This window comes from uncultured Thomasclavelia sp., from assembly GCF_944324745.1.
In the GTDB taxonomy this organism is placed as follows: Bacteria; Bacillota_I; Bacilli_A; order Erysipelotrichales; family Coprobacillaceae; genus Thomasclavelia.
In genome coordinates, this window is sequence record NZ_CALUXO010000044.1 from 15,214 (window position 1) to 33,166 (window position 17,953).

The 17,953-nt window shown below is 31.1% G+C and carries 22 protein-coding genes, 1 tRNA gene and 1 other annotated feature; of the genes, 6 read left to right on the top strand and 17 right to left on the bottom strand.

Features of this window, described 5'->3' with window-relative positions; translation table 11 throughout:
* Positions 1-38: 38 nt before the first annotated feature.
* Positions 39-539, bottom strand: coding sequence for a nitroreductase family protein (locus tag Q0K54_RS04800; protein WP_294578721.1), 501 nt, complete (start codon positions 537-539; stop codon positions 39-41).
* Positions 540-677: 138 nt separating this feature from the next.
* On the opposite strand from Q0K54_RS04800, the gene Q0K54_RS04805 reads away from it, so the two are divergent.
* Positions 678-1,796: a metallophosphoesterase gene (locus tag Q0K54_RS04805; RefSeq protein ID WP_294578722.1), complete on the top strand. Its 1,119-nt coding sequence runs from the start codon at positions 678-680 to the stop codon at positions 1,794-1,796.
* 34 nt (positions 1,797-1,830) lie between these two features.
* Here Q0K54_RS04805 and Q0K54_RS04810 read toward each other — a convergent pair whose 3' ends face one another.
* From Q0K54_RS04810 to gltX, 3 genes are all read right to left on the bottom strand, one after another.
* The gene (locus Q0K54_RS04810) at positions 1,831-2,184 is read right to left on the bottom strand and encodes a hypothetical protein (RefSeq protein ID WP_294578723.1); all 354 of its coding nucleotides are present in this window, start codon (positions 2,182-2,184) and stop codon (positions 1,831-1,833) included.
* 49 nt (positions 2,185-2,233) lie between these two features.
* Complete coding sequence (locus Q0K54_RS04815) at positions 2,234-2,464, bottom strand: hypothetical protein (RefSeq protein WP_294578724.1); 231 nt, start codon at positions 2,462-2,464, stop codon at positions 2,234-2,236.
* A 178-nt stretch (positions 2,465-2,642) separates the two neighbouring features.
* Positions 2,643-4,049 carry a glutamate--tRNA ligase gene (gltX, locus tag Q0K54_RS04820; protein ID WP_294578725.1) on the bottom strand — a complete coding sequence of 469 codons (1,407 nt, stop codon included), beginning with the start codon at positions 4,047-4,049 and terminating at the stop codon, positions 2,643-2,645.
* A gap of 61 nt (positions 4,050-4,110) precedes the next feature.
* Here gltX and Q0K54_RS04825 point away from each other — a divergent pair.
* Positions 4,111-4,186: transfer RNA gene (locus Q0K54_RS04825), tRNA-Gln, on the top strand.
* A gap of 242 nt (positions 4,187-4,428) precedes the next feature.
* Here the strand turns inward: Q0K54_RS04825 and Q0K54_RS04830 are convergent.
* The 7 genes from Q0K54_RS04830 to Q0K54_RS04860 all read right to left on the bottom strand — a co-directional run bounded on the left by Q0K54_RS04830 (position 4,429) and on the right by Q0K54_RS04860 (position 10,591).
* Complete coding sequence (locus Q0K54_RS04830; protein WP_294578726.1) at positions 4,429-5,412, bottom strand: D-isomer specific 2-hydroxyacid dehydrogenase family protein; 984 nt, start codon at positions 5,410-5,412, stop codon at positions 4,429-4,431.
* Between the two features lie 63 nt (positions 5,413-5,475).
* Positions 5,476-6,111, bottom strand: coding sequence for a GyrI-like domain-containing protein (locus Q0K54_RS04835; RefSeq protein ID WP_294578727.1), 636 nt, complete (start codon positions 6,109-6,111; stop codon positions 5,476-5,478).
* A gap of 52 nt (positions 6,112-6,163) precedes the next feature.
* Positions 6,164-7,072, bottom strand: coding sequence for a YafY family protein (locus tag Q0K54_RS04840; protein WP_294578728.1), 909 nt, complete (start codon positions 7,070-7,072; stop codon positions 6,164-6,166).
* A gap of 51 nt (positions 7,073-7,123) precedes the next feature.
* Positions 7,124-7,900 (bottom strand): HAD-IIB family hydrolase, encoded by a 777-nt coding sequence (locus Q0K54_RS04845; protein WP_294578729.1) that lies wholly within the window; start codon positions 7,898-7,900, stop codon positions 7,124-7,126.
* Between the two features lie 181 nt (positions 7,901-8,081).
* Complete coding sequence (locus tag Q0K54_RS04850) at positions 8,082-8,900, bottom strand: MetQ/NlpA family ABC transporter substrate-binding protein (RefSeq protein WP_294578730.1); 819 nt, start codon at positions 8,898-8,900, stop codon at positions 8,082-8,084.
* A 21-nt stretch (positions 8,901-8,921) separates the two neighbouring features.
* A complete protein-coding gene (locus Q0K54_RS04855) occupies positions 8,922-9,587 on the bottom strand; it encodes a methionine ABC transporter permease (protein ID WP_294578731.1) in 666 nt (221 codons plus the stop codon).
* On the bottom strand, positions 9,587-10,591 hold the full coding sequence (locus tag Q0K54_RS04860; RefSeq protein WP_294578732.1) for a methionine ABC transporter ATP-binding protein: 1,005 nt from the start codon (positions 10,589-10,591) through the stop codon (positions 9,587-9,589). Before Q0K54_RS04860 ends, Q0K54_RS04855 begins: the two co-directional genes overlap by 1 nt.
* A 36-nt stretch (positions 10,592-10,627) precedes the next feature.
* Positions 10,628-10,857 (bottom strand) — a binding site (T-box leader).
* Positions 10,858-10,953: 96 nt separating this feature from the next.
* Between Q0K54_RS04860 and Q0K54_RS04865 the strand changes: the two genes are divergently transcribed.
* The 4 genes from Q0K54_RS04865 (at position 10,954) to Q0K54_RS04880 (ending at position 13,532) form a co-directional block, all read left to right on the top strand.
* Positions 10,954-11,235, top strand: coding sequence for a nucleotide pyrophosphohydrolase (locus tag Q0K54_RS04865; RefSeq protein WP_294578733.1), 282 nt, complete (start codon positions 10,954-10,956; stop codon positions 11,233-11,235).
* Positions 11,236-11,322: 87 nt separating this feature from the next.
* A complete protein-coding gene (locus Q0K54_RS04870) occupies positions 11,323-11,529 on the top strand; it encodes a helix-turn-helix transcriptional regulator (protein ID WP_294578734.1) in 207 nt (68 codons plus the stop codon).
* Positions 11,530-11,635: 106 nt separating this feature from the next.
* Positions 11,636-12,367, top strand: a complete 732-nt coding sequence (locus tag Q0K54_RS04875; RefSeq protein ID WP_294578735.1) for an ATP-binding cassette domain-containing protein — start codon at positions 11,636-11,638, stop codon at positions 12,365-12,367.
* On the top strand, positions 12,360-13,532 hold the full coding sequence (locus tag Q0K54_RS04880) for an ABC transporter permease (protein ID WP_294578736.1): 1,173 nt from the start codon (positions 12,360-12,362) through the stop codon (positions 13,530-13,532). Before Q0K54_RS04875 ends, Q0K54_RS04880 begins: the two co-directional genes overlap by 8 nt.
* A gap of 22 nt (positions 13,533-13,554) precedes the next feature.
* On the opposite strand, the gene Q0K54_RS04885 is transcribed toward Q0K54_RS04880, so the two are convergent.
* From Q0K54_RS04885 to hisH, 6 genes are all read right to left on the bottom strand, one after another.
* Positions 13,555-14,721: a cation diffusion facilitator family transporter gene (locus Q0K54_RS04885; protein WP_294578737.1), complete on the bottom strand. Its 1,167-nt coding sequence runs from the start codon at positions 14,719-14,721 to the stop codon at positions 13,555-13,557.
* A gap of 1 nt (position 14,722) precedes the next feature.
* Entirely contained in the window at positions 14,723-15,070 is a 348-nt protein-coding gene (locus tag Q0K54_RS04890) for a hypothetical protein (protein ID WP_294578738.1), read from the bottom strand.
* Between the two features lie 160 nt (positions 15,071-15,230).
* A complete protein-coding gene (hisIE, locus tag Q0K54_RS04895; protein WP_294578739.1) occupies positions 15,231-15,869 on the bottom strand; it encodes a bifunctional phosphoribosyl-AMP cyclohydrolase/phosphoribosyl-ATP diphosphatase HisIE in 639 nt (212 codons plus the stop codon).
* A complete protein-coding gene (gene hisF / locus Q0K54_RS04900; RefSeq protein WP_294578740.1) occupies positions 15,869-16,633 on the bottom strand; it encodes an imidazole glycerol phosphate synthase subunit HisF in 765 nt (254 codons plus the stop codon). Before hisF ends, hisIE begins: the two co-directional genes overlap by 1 nt.
* A complete protein-coding gene (gene hisA / locus Q0K54_RS04905; RefSeq protein WP_294578741.1) occupies positions 16,615-17,340 on the bottom strand; it encodes a 1-(5-phosphoribosyl)-5-[(5-phosphoribosylamino)methylideneamino]imidazole-4-carboxamide isomerase in 726 nt (241 codons plus the stop codon). The genes hisF and hisA overlap by 19 nt, the downstream gene beginning before the upstream one ends.
* Positions 17,334-17,942, bottom strand: a complete 609-nt coding sequence (gene hisH / locus Q0K54_RS04910; protein WP_294578742.1) for an imidazole glycerol phosphate synthase subunit HisH — start codon at positions 17,940-17,942, stop codon at positions 17,334-17,336. Before hisH ends, hisA begins: the two co-directional genes overlap by 7 nt.
* Between the last annotated feature and the right edge of the window lie 11 nt (positions 17,943-17,953).

Below are 17,953 nucleotides of genomic sequence, written 5' to 3' on the forward strand. Positions count from 1 at the left end.
TTCCCTCCTTAATTAACAAAAAAGCAGCTTGAACTGCTTTATTTAATATACCTTACTTTACTTACATCATAAGTATTAATTAACGGCCTTTTTTCATTGCTATAGCCAACTGCTACAACTCCCACCGGATATTCATTATCAGCTAAATGATAATATTTTTTAAAGTTTTCAATTCTTTCACTGACTGGAGCAATCCCGCACCAGCAAGTACCTAATCCAATATGAGTTGCTTCGATGATCATATTTTCAATTGCTGCGGAACAATTAACTAAACCATATTCAACATTAATAGCTTTATCAAGATCTGCTAGTACTAATATAGCACATGGGGCTTCTTTCATCATCGTTGTATATGGTGAAAGAGTACATAAATCATCTAAAGCTTGACGATTTGTAATTACGATAAATTTCCATTCCTGAGTATTTCTTGCTGATGGTGCATTCATCGCCGCTTCTAAAATAGTATTAATTTTTTCTGGTTCCACCGGTGTATTTTGATATTTTCTAATACTTTGTCGACATTTTATAGCTTCTAACATTTTAATTACCTCACTTTATCTTTATTATACAGATTCTTAAGAAAAATTACAAATTAACATAACTTATAGAAAAAATGTCGGTAATAATATAAGTAAAAGTAAAAGAATTGTGTTAAGATGTAATCTGAGGTGATAACAATGATAGAAGTCAGACATGTTACCAAAAAAATTAGTGGTAAATATCGTTGTATCGTTATTAGTGATATCCATAGTCATTTAGATCGTTTTATTGACTTGTTAAATAAAGTTAATTATTGTCATGAAGATTATTTAGTAATCCTTGGTGATTTTATTGAAAAAGGAACCCAAGCATTAGAAATAGTAGCTTTCTTACAAGAACTCCAGGCTAAAAGTGACCGGGTTTTTGTTTTACTTGGAAATTGTGAATACGCTATTGAAAAAATCGTTACGAATAAAGAATATGCCAGCCATGTTACGCATTATTTAAATCATGTTGGTAAAGGTGGATTGATTCGTCAAGCTCTTGCAAATCTTAAAATTGATTATCATCAAGCTAATGCTTTACAATTACAGCAGTTAGTTGCTGATTATTTAGAGCCATGCTTTAATTATTTTCGTACTTTACCAACTACTTTACATTTAAATAACTTTATCTTTGTTCATGCCGGAATTGAAAATCGACCTGACTGGCAAAATTCAAACTGGCATTCTTTTATTGAAATGCGGACGTTTTATCAAGATGGTCATTGTTTAGACGATTATGTTGTTGTTGGTCATCTGCCAACTTCAAATCAATTCCAAAATCGAATTGATAATAATATTATTATCGATGACGCTAAAAGAATCATTTGCATTGATGGAGGAACCGGTGTTAAATCAATCAGTCAGTTAAATGCTTTGATTATCGAAGGTAATGGCAATCATTTTAATCTTACTACCGATTATGTTCAGCCTTTACCATTATACCAAGTCATAGTTGACATTAAAGCCAGTGAACAAGAACCCCACAAGATTGCCTGGCCAAATTTTGAAGTAAAGATAATTAAGCAAGGGAAAAATTTTACATTATGTCAACAATTAAATACTAACCAAAAGATTAAAATAAAAAATGAATTTCTATATTCAAAAAATGATAAAATCTATTGTTTAGATGACTATGTTGATTTAATGCTTACTCTTTCAAAAGGACAAATTGTAAAATTAATCGGTATCTTTGGTCCCTATGCCTATGTTATTAAAGATAATGAAATTGGCTGGGTACGTTATCGCTATTTAAAAAGATTAAAAAAGAAATAAAAAATGGAGACTAATTATCTCCATTTTATACTATTTATTTACTAGTTTTTTCTGCTTTTAATTTGCTCATCATTTCCATTTGATGTTCTTTTTCTTCATTAAGTTTTTGTTCCATTTCATCAGTATTTAACCGTTCATGTTTTGGTTCTTCTTTAGCTTTTCCAAAAACTTTTTCAAATGATTCTTCAGCTTCTAAAGCAATCTTATGTTTTAATTCATTTAATTCATTAATTTTAGATTCATATCTAGAAATTTCATCATCAACAATTTTAGTAACTTGTTCCTTTGATAAGGGTTCTAAATCTTGATTAACTAAATCTTCTTTGTTTTCACTAAAATATTTTTTTAAAGATTCAATAGCACGTTGATTAATTGATTTTTTATCCATAATATTTTCCTTCTTTCTTAATTTATCTTTACATTAAACAATTTATTTATTAATAATATCTAGCCATCGATGATTTTGCTTTAACATTAATATTTTTTCTTAAAACTTCTAATGAAGCAATTTTCTCACGATGTTGATCAGCTTGATTTTTTACTAAGTTAGTGATTTCTTCTTGATTCATTTGCTTAGCATCAATCTCATTGATATCTCTAGTATAATCGTCTTCAAAGTACTGATGTAATGAATTAACAGCTTTATCATTGATTTGATTTAAATTCATCTTAATTACCTTCTTTCTATCGATTACGAGATTATAGTAATCCAATCTTAATTATTTTGCTACAGCTTAGTAATCAGTTTTAATGTTATTAACAAAAATCTATTATTGTAAAAATAAAATTTGTTAATAATATTAACAAAATTCGACTTTAAATATTAAAAGCCATCAAAATGATGGCTTATAAATTCTGTAATTGTTCAATTGCCAGATTTAACCGTCTTAACGTTTCATCTTTACCTAAAATATGGGCAATTTCTACCGCACCACCTGGTGTAAAAGCTTTAAATGTTAAAGCCACCCGAAGTGGAAACATGATTCTTCCATTTTTAACTTCTTTTTCTTTAGCCAGATCAACAAATAATTGATGTAGTTTTTCATCATTATCAAAATCATTGAAATCAATTAAAGCTTCTTTTAACCACAATAAAGCTTCTAGTGAGTTTTCTGGTGTTGTTTTCATTTTTTTATTTTTAAATAATGAAGCATCAAATGAACATGGTTCGTCAATAAAATCAATCATCGTATCAATCTCTGCTAAATAAGAAATTCTTAATTGTAAAACTTTACTTAATTCCATTAAATCAACATCACGATGAATCAGACGTTGATAATAAGGCAATACTAATTGATGAAAATCATCCAAACTTAATTTACGAAGATAAATTCCATTTAACCATTTTAATTTTTCTAAATCAAAAATAGCTGGAGCTTTAGAAATTCTTTTAACATCAAATTGTTTAACTAGTTCATCTAAAGAAAAGATTTCTTCCTCTCCTTCAGGAGCCCATCCCAGTAAAGCCAGGTAATTAATAATTGCTTCATTTAAATAACCTTGGTTTACTAAATCTTGATATGAGGCATCACCATTACGTTTTGACAACTTATGTTGTTCATCTTTCATAACTGGTGGAACATGAATATATGTCGGAATTTCCCAATTAAAAGCCTGATAAATCAAATTATATTTTGGCGTACTAGCTAAATATTCATTTCCACGAGCTACATGAGTAATATGCATCAAATGATCATCAACAATATTGGCAAAATTATAGGTAGGATATCCATCGCTTTTTAATAAGACTCCTTCATCTAAAGTATCATTATCGACAGTAATTTCACCATAGACTTCATCATTAAAAGTCGTAGTACCTTGAGGAATCGTCTGTCTAATAACATAGCTTTTCCCCTCTGCAATCATCTTTTTGGCCATTTCTAATGAGATCTGGTGACAAGGATCAACTTCATTTTCATCATTACTATCACAAAAACAATAATGTGCTCCACCTAGTTCTACTAACTGGTGGGCATATTTTTGATAAATATCTAAGCGTTGTGATTGAATATAGGGACCATACGGTCCTGAAATATCGGGACCTTCATCATAGTTCAATCCCGTGTTTTTTAACGTTTGGTAAATTACATCAATAGCGCCTTCTACCTGTCTAGCTTTATCAGTATCTTCGATTCTTAAAACAAATTTCCCATTATTTTTTTTAGCAATCAAATATTCATATAAAGCAGTTCTTAAATTTCCTATATGCATAAATCCGGTTGGACTTGGTGCAAATCGTGTTCTAATTTCCATAAAAATATTCCTCTTATCCCTTGTATTTTATTTCAAAAAGTTATAGAATAGTATTTGTCGTTGGGGTATAGCCAAGCGGTAAGGCATCAGACTCTGAATCTGACATTTCCTTGGTTCGAATCCAAGTACCCCAGCCAAAATAACTAGTTAGCAGGATTTTTCCTGCTTTTTTATTATATTCCAACTTAACATAAAAAGAAACTGAAAATTCAGTTTCTTTTTAACATTTATTGATTATGTTGTTTGTCTTCGTTAGAATAATGTTTTTGGTTACTAACCCATTGGTTATCATAAGCTGATTTTTTTTCTTGCTTTTGCTTATTTTGTTGTTTCATTTTATCACCCAATTTAGTTTAACCAAAATTAAATTTTCTATACCCTAACAAATTTTAAATTTATTTTCCTTCCCGTCACGTTTAGCACAAATACTGGCAATTGAATGTTCAACCATATCACTTACCGCCTGTTCCGTATAAAAAGCTAAATGTGGTGTTAATAAAACATTTGGCATATCTCTTAAAATTGATAACTCATGATTACCAATTACCTGATATTTATAATCATTATAATATAATCCTAATTCATTTTCGATTACATCTAATGCACAAGCTCCAATTTTTCCATTTTCTAAGTTTTTAATTAAATCTTGAGTATTTATTACACTACCACGAGCCGTATTAACAATAATGACTCCATCTTTCATTTGATCAATTGTTTTTTGGGATACTAAATGGTATGTATCTTGTAAGGCTGGAACATGAAAAGTAATGATATCACTTTTTTGAAATAATTCATCCATGGTTACATATGTAGCATATTTTTTTACTTCTTCTTTAACATAAGGATCATTGGCTAAAATTTTGCAGCCAAAACCACTTAGATTCTGAATTACTTTTTGGCCAATTGCTCCAGTTCCCACTACTCCTACCGTTTTATTTTCCAATTCCATTCCCATACTGCCAGGTAAAGAATAATCAAAGCCAACTGCTCTTCGCATAACCATTTTCATTTTTCTTAGTGCCATTAGCATTATCATAACTGTATAATTAGCAACACTAGCCGTTGAATAAGTAACGTTGCTGACAGTCATTTTAAATTCTTTAGCTGCCTGTAAATCAATATGATCATAACCAATCGTTCTAGTTGATACATGTTCAACCTTTAATTCATGCCATATTTTTAAAATATCTTTGGTAATTGGCGTTGTAATAACACTAACCCCAACACAACCTTTAGCTAAACTGGCATTATTTACATCTGGTGTCTCATCAATTCTGACAATTTCAACATTATATTGTTTAGCGTATTTTTCAAAATAAATTCCTTCATCAAACTCACGATAATTATAAACTGCTATTTTCATGCTATACCTCCAAACGAATATAGTTTACCACTGAAAAATAATGATGTAAATAATATCATGTTTTTAAAGCTGCTTAATCGGCAAACGTATTACAGTTTTTAAATTTTCAGTTTTGCATCGCCTAGGATCACTTAAATAGATTTCATGATGTTTTCGATTTTCATTAAAATCAGTTTCTAAATGATTAGCTTTTAAATATTGCTTGATAATATCTAAAGTAACGCTTTCATTATCATAGCTGCCAATATGCATCATTTGGACACATTTGCCTTCATCAATTATTTCATATTTAGCTTTATCAACATTTAAATAAGGCTTTTTTAATAACAGCTTTGCTTTAGCCTGATTAAAAATTGTAACAGTTACAAACTCTGGTAATCGAATCATTGACTTCCACAAATACTGATCTTTATTAGCAGGTAACTCACTATAACTATCATCACTCCACCACAATCCTTCTAGTGGTGGTACTACATAATCAAAATAACCAGGAATTTGTTCATCAGTCATTTTAGACATTTTAATAGTAAATGATAACCCATATAACAATTCCAAAGCTTCTTGATATTCATGACTAGTATTGGGATTTCCTTTCCCCACAACTGTAACATATGTTATTGGTGGTACTTCAATTATCATTGGTTTTGTTTTTGGTAAATATAAGTCACGATATTCTTTTTTATAATCTATTTTACCCATTCTATCGCCTCCTGACACTTTCATTATAACAAAACGAACCTGACATCCTCTGTCAGTTTCCTCTATATAAATTATTTATTTTTTCATATTCTAATAATATTTGTTTTTGCAGCGACTTTGGCGCCAGTACCTTAATCTTAGAACCAAATGATAAAATAAAACTTAACAACCACGTACCATCAGCAACTTTGGCTTTAACGATAACATTGCCCATGTTATCTTTGCTAATTGCGGCACTTTCAAATTCATCATATGCCACGCTGGCAATACTGGAATCAAAGTACAAGACAATATCTATCATTGACTCTTTTAAACCATAATCATTATTATTTTCATCGATTATGATCACATCTTTATCAAAGGTTTTCGCATCAATTTTTAAATTCTGAATTCTTGAAAGACGAAAAACTCTTAACTTTTGACGCTTTAAACAATATGCTTGCAAATACCAGGTTGCTGCTTTAAAAATTAATTTTAACGGATAAACCTGGCGCCAAGAATCATTGCCTTTTAAATCAAGGTAATTAAATGACACTTGCAAATTATTAATGATAGCATATTTTAAATGTTCGAAGCGAGCATTTAAATCATTTTTATGATGCCAGGAATTAAAATCAACTGCAATCCAATCATAATCACTAAGATTAAATAAAGAAGATATCTTTTTAGATAACTGATTGTCTTGATCTTTAAGCATATCCAATGCCTGCAATGATGTTAATATTTCTAATTGTTCCTGATGATTTAACAACGTACGATCCATGACAAAGTTTTCATCCAAATAAACACCACCTTCATAACCCGGTTTATTGATAATTGGTACCCCAGCTAAAATTAGCTGCTGCAAATCACGATAAATTGTTCTTAACGATACTTCAAAGACCTCAGCAAGCTGCTTAGCTGTGGTTTGTCGATGTTCTAATAGATAATATAATAATTCAAATAATCGCTTACCGGCCATTATAATCTCCTTAATTACTATCAAGCCTTACAACATCTTAGAAATAAATAACTAATCGATCCAATTAAAATGTTTACAGGCATTATAAATACCATCTTGATCACAGGCATCTGTAACATATGTAGCTTTAGCTTTTAACTCATCAATTGCATTTCCCATTGCAATACTAGTCCATTCATCTTTAAACATACTTAAATCATTTTTTTCATCACCAAAAACTACAACATCACGATAATCTCCATTGAAATAGTCAACCATCGCTTTAATTCCTACCGATTTATCCCCCGGCTCAACAAAGATATATTCTTTATGAAAACGACACCATGGTAATTCCTTTAGTGAAACTAATTTTTGTTCATCTGGTGCAAAACAGGCAACATATACTTTAAAAATCTGATCATAATCTCGCGGATTTAAACCCGATTTTACTACGGTATCCATATAAATATCATGTGTAAATTCATAAAAACGATCATCAGGTGCCAGTCTTCTAGTAGCATTGTCTGGTGACAAAGCCCAGATAAAATCTTTTTCAATACACTCATCAATTAAATTCAGGCATTTTTGATAATCAAGTGGTTTGATTTCAATTAATTTGCCATTAATGGTAATTCCATTACCACCATCACTGACCATGTTTTCAAATCCCAGTTCTTTCATATGATTATAAGCCATCGCATAGCTGCGACCAGTTGCAATGGCCACAAAATGACCAGCTTCTTTTAACTTTTCAATTGCAACTTTTGTTGATTCAGGAACATATTGGTCTCCCGGTGTTCCTACAGCAATTGTTCCATCAATATCAAAAAAGAAAAATTTCCGTTTCATCGTTACCTCCCATTATTTAAATATTTGTTAGTTAAATAGTATAATAAAACAAAATAGTTTTCTTACTTTTTCAGTTTTAGAAAGTTATTAAAAGAAATATTAAAAGCCATCTCATCATTATAACGGCGATGGCTATAAAATATAAATATTTTTTAGCTATTTTAATAGCAAAAATTGTAATCTAATTAGATACTGGAATTACTGATCCATCACTGTATGTAGTGGTGATAAATTCTTTAATTTGATCAGATTGTAAAACTGATACTAAAGCCTTGATTCTTTCATCATCTTGATCTTCACTGCGACAAGCAACAATATTTACATAAGGGTTATTTTCATCAGCCGATTCAATAATTACCGCATCTTTTGTAGGATTCAATCCAGCATCAATTGCATAATTACCGTTAATGGCGACCAAAGCTCCTTCATTATTTTCATAAGCTGTTGTTAAGATTTCTGGTTTGATTTCTTCAAATTGTAAATTTAAAGGATTAGATGTAATATCTTCAATAGTCGCATCTTGAATTTTAACATCACTGCTTAATTCAATCACTCCCGCATTAGCTAAAATTGCTAAAATACGTCCATGATCAGCAACCGAATTAGAGATAACAATCGTATCATTTTCTTTCAGTTCACTAACATCACTAATAGTTTTTGAATAAAAACCAAATGGCTCAATATGGATCCCACCAGCATTGACTAAATCATAACCATTAGTAGCTACATCTTCTTCAAAGAATGGTAAATGCTGAAAATAATTAGCATCAACATCACCATTATCTAAAGACTTATTGAAAATATAATAATCATCTAAAATCTCAATTTTTAAATCAATATCATATTCATCTTTTAAAATTGATTTAGCTTCTTCTAAAATATCTCCATGTGGCTTTGAAGTAGCTGCAACAGTTAAAGTATTTTCATCATCACTGCTTTTACAAGCGGTTAATCCTAATACTAATAATAAACAAGTTAAAATCGTCAATATTTTTTTCATTCTACTTTCTCCTTTTCATTTCTATCTTTTATCAATTTTTTTAACGGCATAATCTCCAATAAATTGGATAATAAAAACAATAATTAAAATTAAGATCGTTGCAGTATACATAACATAATTATTACGCCGAACAAATCCGTATAAATATGCCAGATTTCCTAAACCACCAGCACCAATAGCCCCAGCCATAGCAGTATAACCAATTAACGAAATCCCCATGACCGCAATAGATGAAATCAAGGCTGGTTTAGCTTCCGGAATCAATATTTTAGTAATAATTTGAAAATTACTAGCTCCCATGGCTTTACTGGCTTCAATCGTTCCTTTATCTACTTCATTTAATGCAATCATGACCATCCGTCCATAAAATGGGGCACTAGATAAAATCAGTGACGGTAGCGCTGCCTTGGCTCCTAACATCGATCCCATCATGGCTGAAGTTAAGGGAATTAATAAAATCAACAAGATAATATAAGGAATCGCCCTTAATAAATTTACGATCCAATTTAGGATCTTATTAATCACTACGTTAGGATATAAACCATCTCTTTGAGTCAAATAAATTAAAATCCCTATAATCATCCCAATCACAACCGCAAAGATCAAAGAAACAACTGTCATAAATAGCGTTTCTTTTAAAGCCTCAATCATTTGTTCAATATTAATATTCTCTAAAATACTCTGCATTATATCACCTCCACTCTAGCACCATATTGACTAAACAACTCGATTACTTTTTGATCATCATTGACAATTTGAATAACCATTACTCCAATTGAACTATCAAGCGTATTCGACAAATTAGCAGCAATAACATTAACATCACCCTGACTTTGACGAATTACTTTAGTTAAAATTGGTAAACGACTAATATTTTCATCAAAAATTACTTTGATTAATATTCCTTCAGGATAAATCTGTTTTAACATCGCTTCATCAAACTCATTATGAGTGGCGACTTCAGATACAAATTTTTTAGTTACTGAATGTTTTGGATTCATGAAAACATCTTTTACTTTACCTTGTTCAATTATTTTACCTTGCGACATAATAGCAATTTTGGTACATATTTTTTGAACTACTTCCATTTGATGAGTAATCATAACTATTGTAATGTTTAATTTTAGATTTATTTCTTTTAATAAATCTAAAATTGCTTTCGTCGTTTCTGGATCTAAAGCACTGGTTGCTTCATCACATAATAGAATTTTAGGATCATTAGCTAAAGCCCTGGCAATTCCTACTCGCTGTTTTTGTCCACCAGATAGTTCACTAGGATAAGCATTTTCTCGTCCTTTTAATCCTACTAAATCGATTAATTCCTGAACTTTTGCTCTTCGTTTTGCCTTATCTTTATGACCAGCAATTTCTAAAGCCAATTCAACGTTTTGGCTAACTGTCCGTGACCACAATAAATTAAAATGTTGAAAGATCATCCCAATTTTGGTTCGCAGCTGACGTAATTGATGATTAGATAAACTTTTTACATCTTGTCCATTAATTATAATTTGACCACTATCTTGAATTTCTAATTGATTAATCATTCTAACCAATGTTGATTTTCCAGCCCCGCTATAACCAATGATTCCAAAAATACTTCCATCTTCAATCGTTAATGAAACGTCATCAACAGCTTTAACATCTTTATGTTTTAGATGAAATGTTTTATTTACATGTCTTATTTCAATCATATTATTCCTCCTGTAAAAATAAAAAAACTCGTCCTATATAAGGACGAGCATTACCCGTGTTACCACCTTAATTCGCTATTATCTTACAATAATAACCTCATCGAGTACCATCATACTCTAGCGCAATAACGGGCGCCCCCGTTATAGACTAAATATCGCCTATAAGACTCCAAGACCATCTTCATTTACCCTCATACATCCTTTTCCACCACCCAAGGACTCTCTATCGTAATCTTGTAAACTACTCTTCTTTTCACTGTCGTTGGGGTTATCTTACCGAAAATAATCTTAAAAGTCAAGAAATAGATATAAATTGTTTAATTCTTTTAACATAATTATTATAATGATAATAGGAGGTCGTTATGAAAGAAATTAGTGAGGAAATTATTACCTTTGTCAAAGAACGTCATTGGGATCAATTAGAACATCCCGACAGTTTAATTAAAAGCATTGTTGTTGAAGCTGGTGAATTGCTAGAATGTATTCAATGGGATATTAACTATGATATCAATCAAGTCAGTGAAGAACTAGCTGATGTATTGATTTATTGTTTTCAATTAGCTTATTCATTAGATTTGGACATTAAAACAATTATTGAAGCTAAACTGGCTAAAAATCGTCTAAAATACCCAGTTGAAAAGTAACTTTATCAAATCTTAACGCAAAGTTAACTTGACACAAAAAGACAAGTTTACTATACTTAAATTAAGATAGATTATCAGGTGATACTAATGAAAAATAGAATAAAAGAATTAAGAAAACAATATCATATTACTCAAGAGGGTCTAGCTAAGTCTGTCGGGGTATCCCGACAGACTATTACCTCAATTGAGGTAGGCAAATATACGGCATCTTTACTTTTAGCCCATAAGATTGCCCAATATTTCCACCTTACAATTGAAGAAGTTTTCATATTCGATGATCAGTTGGATGATTGATTAAATTCTTAATAATTCTTAATAGATATTTTTTTATCAAAATAAGATATCTTATCAAGAGTAATAAGTTTATAATTAATTCATCTAATGATATAGGGAGGTATTTATGTTAAAAGTTGAAAACTTGACCAAAAAATTTAAAAAGATCACGGCTGTTAATAACGTGTCTTTTGAGGTCAAACCTGGTGAAATCGTTGGTTTACTAGGAGAAAACGGCGCTGGTAAAACCACAACCCTTAGGATGATTGCCACAATGCTAAAGCCTACAAGTGGTAATGCCTATATTGATGAATTCAATATCATCGATCACCCGGCTAAAATCCGAAGCCATATTGGAATTTTATTCGGTGGGGATGTGGCACTATATGATCGATTAACCGGACGCGAAAACATGACTTATTTTGCTAAACTTAATGGCATGAGTGACGAGATGGCTAAAGAAGCAGTTGAAAAAATTTCTTCTGATTTAGATATGCTTGACTATATTGATCGTCCCGTAGGTAAATATAGCCGTGGGATGAAGCAAAAAGTTTCGCTTGCTCGTAGTATTATTCATAGTCCTGATGTCATGTTATTCGATGAACCAACTACCGGGCTTGATGTTATGTCCAGTAAATTGATTCATGATTTTATTTTAAACTGTAAACAGGAAAATAAAGCAATTGTTTTTTCTAGTCATAATATGTATGAAACAGAAAAACTCTGTGATCGTATTGTCATTATTCATAAAGGTAATGTCGTTGCCAGCGGCACTATCGACCAATTAAAACAAGATTATCGTAAAGATAATTTAGAGGATTTATTTATTGAGTGTATTGGGGGAAATAATGATGAATAATATAATTACGATTGTAAAAAAAGAATTCAAAGATATTTTAAGGGATCGGAAGACTTTATTAATGACTTTTGTTATTCCAATTGTCATTATGCCACTGTTATTTACTTTTATTTTTTCATCAGTAGCTGATATGGCCGCTCCTAGTGAAGATAATCGATATCAAATCGTTCTAGAAACCAATGATGAGCAAATTAAAGCATTATTTGAACAATCTGGAATTTATGAACTGGTTACTAATAATGATCCTGTCAATGCCGCTTATGATGGTGAGATTACTGCATATATCGTTGCTAATGATATCCAAGAATCATTATTAGAAAATCAGATTCCAACGATTGATTTATATTATGATACCACTTCACAACGAGCTTTGACAGCTATCAGCACTGTTCAAACTATTTTTAATAGCTATCAAAATACCTATTTAGCTAGCTATTTAGAAGCAAATAATTTATCAAGTAACATCTTACAGCCTTTTAATTATCAGGAACACGCTAAAGATAGTGAAAGTGATGGATTATCAATGATGATGTTAGGTATGTTGATTCCAATGATGTTAATTGGATATGCTGGCTCTGGCATCACTCCTATTGCAACTGATTTAGGAGCCGGAGAAAAAGAACGGGGAACTTTAGAACCATTACTTTCTACTGGAGTATCTAGAAGCTCAATTATCATTGCCAAACTCATTGTTACAGCTACTTTTGGCACAATTACATCGATCTTTTCAGGAATTGGATTGCTATTAGCCATTAAATTTGGTCTTGGTGATGCCATGCCAATAACCATTAATTTATCAATCCAAAGTATGCTATTAATCTTAGTTTTAGCAATTTTGTATGTATTATTTATTTCGGCCATTATGCTATTAGTTTCTACTTATGCCAGATCGCTTAAAGAAGCTAATACATACTTGACTCCAGTTACTTTGATACCAGTTTTATTATCGGTTATTACTATGTACATGGAACCAAGCACTGTTGCTACTTCAATGATGAATATTCCAATTTTAAATGTTGTCATTGTAATTAAAGAAATAATTTTCAATCAATTAAATTATACTCACTTCTACATTACGTTAGCCTGGTCAATAGCTTATGTAATTATTGCTTTATTTTTAGCTAAATTAATGTATGAAAAAGAAGAAGTAGTCTTTAGAGCCTAAAAAAGCCACATTAGTGGCTTTTTTAAATATAACTATGTTCAATTTGCATAACGGTAAAACAGCTAGGATTAACAGCTTTAATTTTATCATTGATCATCTTACGTAATACTTTATGATCGATTTCATCAGTGACCGGCAATAAGACATCAAAAATCAAATTTGTATGCGTTGGTCCAGTAACTACCCGAAAATCATGAATACTATAATCAGGATTGATTTCTTTGACAATTTTAATTACCATCTCTTTTAATTCATTAGTTAATTCATCATTACTATCGATTGGATCCATATGAATCGTTGTTAAGATTTGATATTTATCTAAAATAGCTCTTTCAATAACATCAATAGCATCATGAACTTCCATGATATCTTCATTGCAATCTACTTCAGCATGTAAAGTCATGAAACGGCGACCAGGACCATAATCATGCATCATTAGATCATGAATTCCTAAAACTTCAGGATATGATAAAATATACTTTTCAATTTCTTTGATCAAAGCTTTATCTGGTGCTTTACCAAGCAGAGGATCAACAGTATCTTTAAATATTTCAATTCCTGATTTTAATACGATAATAGAAACTAAAGCTCCAATAATACCATCAACAGGTAAATCAGTATAAATAGAAGCAATTAAAGCAACCAATGAAGCACCGGTACTTAAACAGTCATTTAAACTATCTTGGCTGGCTGCCTGTAATGTCGTTGAATTAATTTTAACAGCGACTACCCGATTAAAACGCGCCATATACAGTTTAATTAAAATAGAGACAACTAAAATAATTGCTGCTACATAAGTAAAGATTACTTTTTCAGGATTAAAGATTTTTACTATCGAATCTCTTAATGCCTGAAATCCAACTAACAGGATTAAAAAAGCAATAATCAATCCAGCTACATATTCAATACGTCCATGACCATAAGGATGTTCAGCATCTGGATGACGATTAGCTAACTTGAATCCAAATAACGAAGCTAAATTACTACCAACATCCGATAAATTGTTTAATCCATCGGCAATAATAGCAACACTATGAGTAATGCTACCCATTGTTAATTTAAACAAGACTAAAATAATATTACAAACAATTGAAAAGATGGAACAAAGAGTTCCATATTGTTCTCGAACATTATTATTTTGATAGTCCTGATAATTTTTAATAAACTTTTTAGCTAATAAATTAACCATCTTAATCTAAATTATAAACAAAAATATCCTGTTTATTAATTAAAATTAATTTAGCTTCATATAATTCTAATAAATATTTATCCATTTTAGCATTATCAACTTCTTTATTAGCTAATTTGGCTAAAGTATTAGCAATCATTGGATTATCACGCTTTAAAAAAGCTAGATTATCATTGTTAAAATTAGGTTTATTCAATAAAGTATCCAAAATAGCTACATATGCTAATTTAGTTTCTAAACGAATATTAGCAAATTCACCACCGTTAAATAGTACTTTAGGCATATAATATTCATGTCCACTGATACTTTCTTTTAACGATTTTAAACTTCCTTTATCATATAATTCCATTAGAATTCCTCCTTGTAAAAACTATCTTATTTATTATACCACAAATAAAATAAAGATTAAGTTAAAATTATCGAAATCAACCAAAACGGTTTCAATGACCTGACCAAATATTAAAAAACTAGTAGACAGATTTTATTCTATCTACTAGTAATTACTTAAATTAATACTGTCCCCTAGTATGAAATTCTTTTTTATTTCCATTAATTTTATGACGCTCTTTTAATTTATTTTCAATATCAGATAAACTAATACCTTGATTATTCATTAAAACAAAGACATGATAAAATAAGTCGCTGATTTCCCCAATTAGCTCTTGTTTATCATCATTTTTAGCAGCAATGATCGTTTCACTAGCTTCTTCACCAACTTTTTTACAGATCTTATCAACTCCTTGATCTAATAGATAATTTGTATAAGATTTTTCAATTGGATGAACTTTTCGATCAGCTATCAATTTTTCTAAGCTATAAAAAATATTAGTATTATCATAAGGCATTACTTCATTGAAAAAACATGAATATGCCCCCGTATGACAGGCAGCCCCAATTTGTTCAACAAGAATTAATAAAGTGTCATAATCACAGTCAAGATACATTCCTTTGATATTTTGGTAATGACCTGATGTTTCTCCTTTATGCCATAACTGTTTTCGAGACCGAGAATAGAAACAAGTTTGTTTTGTTTCTAACATTTTTTGATAAGACTCTTCATTAACATATGCCAGCATCAAAACCTGATTAGTTTGATAATCTTGAACAATTGCTGGAATTAATTCCATTTTTTTAAAATCTGGTTGCATTACATTGCCCTCCTTACATTAATTCCCTGTTTTCTTAATTCATTTCTAACATCTTCTACTGTTGCTTCACCAAAATGAAATAATGAAGCGACCAAAGCCGCATCACAATTGGTTTGTTTAAAAACATCGACAATATCTTGAATACTGCCACAGCCCCCACTGGCAATTACTGGAATATCGACGACATCACAAACAGCATTGATCATATCGATATCATAACCGGCTTTAGTTCCATCAGCATCCATCGAAGTTAATAAAATTTCTCCGGCTCCTAATTGTCGGCATTTTTTTACCCATTCAATTAGATCAATCCCAGTATTTTCACGGCCTCCTTTAACATAGACATCATAACCGCCATCAGCTCTCTTTTTTGCATCGATGGCCACCACGACACATTGCACTCCAAATTCATCGGCAGCTTCTTTAATCAAAGATGGATTAGCAATAGCCGCGGAATTAATCGAAACTTTATCAGCGCCACAAGCTAGAATCGTTCTAAAATCATCTAAAGTTCGAATCCCACCACCGACAGCTAATGGAATTGATAATTCTTTGGCACCACGTTCGATTAAATCTTTAATAATATCTCTTTCTTCATAACTGGCAGTAATATCCAAAAATACTACTTCATCGGCACATTGTTGATCATAGCGTTTAGCTAATTCAATCGGATCTCCAACATCTTTTAACCCAACAAAGTTTATTCCCTTAACAACTTTACCATTTTTAATATCCAAACATGGAATTATCCGTTTTGTAAGCATGAAATGACCTCCTTTAAATCAACCTTACCTTCATAGTAAGCTTTCCCGACAATACAAGCATAATAATTTTTATTAGCTGCATCGATGATATTCTGTTGATTTTTGATGCCCCCAGAAACTACAAAATTGATTTTAGAAGTTTGCGCTATTTTTTCATACATTTCAAAATTAGGGCCTTGTAAAGTGCCATCTTTACTAATATCAGTCGCCACTATATATTTAATACCTAGATCCTCTAAATATTTAATAAATTCCAAATAAGGAACATTACTGGTTTCCAGCCAGCCTGATGTCGAAACAAAACCATCTTTGACATCGACTCCAACAACTATTTTTTCAGGACCATATTTATTTAACGCTGCTTTTAAAAATTCTGGATCATTAATTGCTGCAGTTCCTAAAATAACTCGATCAATTTTAACTTCATCTAAATATAAAGAAACTGTCGCCATTGTTCGAATACCGCCACCAAGTTCAATTTGCATCTTAGTATTTTCTTTGATCTTTTTTATCGTCTCTAAATTAACACATTTACCATCTTTCGCCCCATCTAAATCAACTACATGTAATAACTTAGCTCCCATTGATTCAAATTGTTTTGCTAATAGCTCGGGCTGTTGACTATATACTGTTTTTTGCTGATAGTCACCTTTATACAATCGAACTGCTTGACCATCTTTTAAATCGATTGCTGGAATAACTAACATTTGATCATCTCCTTAAAAGCTAATAATATTTGTTGTCCCACGGCCCCACTTTTTTCAGGGTGGAACTGACAGCCAATCACGTTATCCTTAGCCGCAATAGCCGTAATGTTGGCTTTACCATAGTCAGTATAAGCAATCAGCTGTTTATCAGGACATTTGGCCATATATGAATGAACAAAATAAACATCATCATTTTCATGAATATTTTTTAAAATTGGATGGTCGTGGTTGAAATGCAACTGATTCCAGCCCATATGGGGCACTTTTTCGTCAATATCCATGAACACAACTTCACCATCTAAAAAACCTAATCCAGCAGTTTCTTGAACTTCATAACCTTTTTGAAATAAAATCTGCATTCCTAAACAAATACCTAAAATTGGGACTCCAGCTTCTTTTCTTGCAGTTAAAATGCCAATTAAATCATATTTTTTTAAATTATTCATCGCTACTGGAAAAGCTCCAACCCCTGGTAAAACAATCGCATCAGCCTGTTTAATAATTTCATGATCACGAGATACGATTGCCTCTAGTCCAATTCGTTTTAACGCTGAAGTAACACTGCTTAAATTTCCGATATTATAATCAATGATTACTACCATTTAAATTCCTC

What these genes read in the sequence shown, in the direction of transcription:
- Q0K54_RS04800 (WP_294578721.1), bottom strand. Translation starts at nt 539, where the DNA reads ATGTTAGAAGCTATAAAATGTCGACAAAGTATTAGAAAATATCAAAAT.
- Q0K54_RS04805 (WP_294578722.1), top strand. Translation starts at nt 678, where the DNA reads ATGATAGAAGTCAGACATGTTACCAAAAAAATTAGTGGTAAATATCGT.
- Q0K54_RS04810 (WP_294578723.1), bottom strand. Translation starts at nt 2,184, where the DNA reads ATGGATAAAAAATCAATTAATCAACGTGCTATTGAATCTTTAAAAAAA.
- Q0K54_RS04815 (WP_294578724.1), bottom strand. Translation starts at nt 2,464, where the DNA reads ATGAATTTAAATCAAATCAATGATAAAGCTGTTAATTCATTACATCAG.
- gltX (WP_294578725.1), bottom strand. Translation starts at nt 4,049, where the DNA reads ATGGAAATTAGAACACGATTTGCACCAAGTCCAACCGGATTTATGCAT.
- Q0K54_RS04830 (WP_294578726.1), bottom strand. Translation starts at nt 5,412, where the DNA reads ATGAAAATAGCAGTTTATAATTATCGTGAGTTTGATGAAGGAATTTAT.
- Q0K54_RS04835 (WP_294578727.1), bottom strand. Translation starts at nt 6,111, where the DNA reads ATGGGTAAAATAGATTATAAAAAAGAATATCGTGACTTATATTTACCA.
- Q0K54_RS04840 (WP_294578728.1), bottom strand. Translation starts at nt 7,072, where the DNA reads ATGGCCGGTAAGCGATTATTTGAATTATTATATTATCTATTAGAACAT.
- Q0K54_RS04845 (WP_294578729.1), bottom strand. Translation starts at nt 7,900, where the DNA reads ATGAAACGGAAATTTTTCTTTTTTGATATTGATGGAACAATTGCTGTA.
- Q0K54_RS04850 (WP_294578730.1), bottom strand. Translation starts at nt 8,900, where the DNA reads ATGAAAAAAATATTGACGATTTTAACTTGTTTATTATTAGTATTAGGA.
- Q0K54_RS04855 (WP_294578731.1), bottom strand. Translation starts at nt 9,587, where the DNA reads ATGCAGAGTATTTTAGAGAATATTAATATTGAACAAATGATTGAGGCT.
- Q0K54_RS04860 (WP_294578732.1), bottom strand. Translation starts at nt 10,591, where the DNA reads ATGATTGAAATAAGACATGTAAATAAAACATTTCATCTAAAACATAAA.
- Q0K54_RS04865 (WP_294578733.1), top strand. Translation starts at nt 10,954, where the DNA reads ATGAAAGAAATTAGTGAGGAAATTATTACCTTTGTCAAAGAACGTCAT.
- Q0K54_RS04870 (WP_294578734.1), top strand. Translation starts at nt 11,323, where the DNA reads ATGAAAAATAGAATAAAAGAATTAAGAAAACAATATCATATTACTCAA.
- Q0K54_RS04875 (WP_294578735.1), top strand. Translation starts at nt 11,636, where the DNA reads ATGTTAAAAGTTGAAAACTTGACCAAAAAATTTAAAAAGATCACGGCT.
- Q0K54_RS04880 (WP_294578736.1), top strand. Translation starts at nt 12,360, where the DNA reads ATGAATAATATAATTACGATTGTAAAAAAAGAATTCAAAGATATTTTA.
- Q0K54_RS04885 (WP_294578737.1), bottom strand. Translation starts at nt 14,721, where the DNA reads ATGGTTAATTTATTAGCTAAAAAGTTTATTAAAAATTATCAGGACTAT.
- Q0K54_RS04890 (WP_294578738.1), bottom strand. Translation starts at nt 15,070, where the DNA reads ATGGAATTATATGATAAAGGAAGTTTAAAATCGTTAAAAGAAAGTATC.
- hisIE (WP_294578739.1), bottom strand. Translation starts at nt 15,869, where the DNA reads ATGCAACCAGATTTTAAAAAAATGGAATTAATTCCAGCAATTGTTCAA.
- hisF (WP_294578740.1), bottom strand. Translation starts at nt 16,633, where the DNA reads ATGCTTACAAAACGGATAATTCCATGTTTGGATATTAAAAATGGTAAA.
- hisA (WP_294578741.1), bottom strand. Translation starts at nt 17,340, where the DNA reads ATGTTAGTTATTCCAGCAATCGATTTAAAAGATGGTCAAGCAGTTCGA.
- hisH (WP_294578742.1), bottom strand. Translation starts at nt 17,942, where the DNA reads ATGGTAGTAATCATTGATTATAATATCGGAAATTTAAGCAGTGTTACT.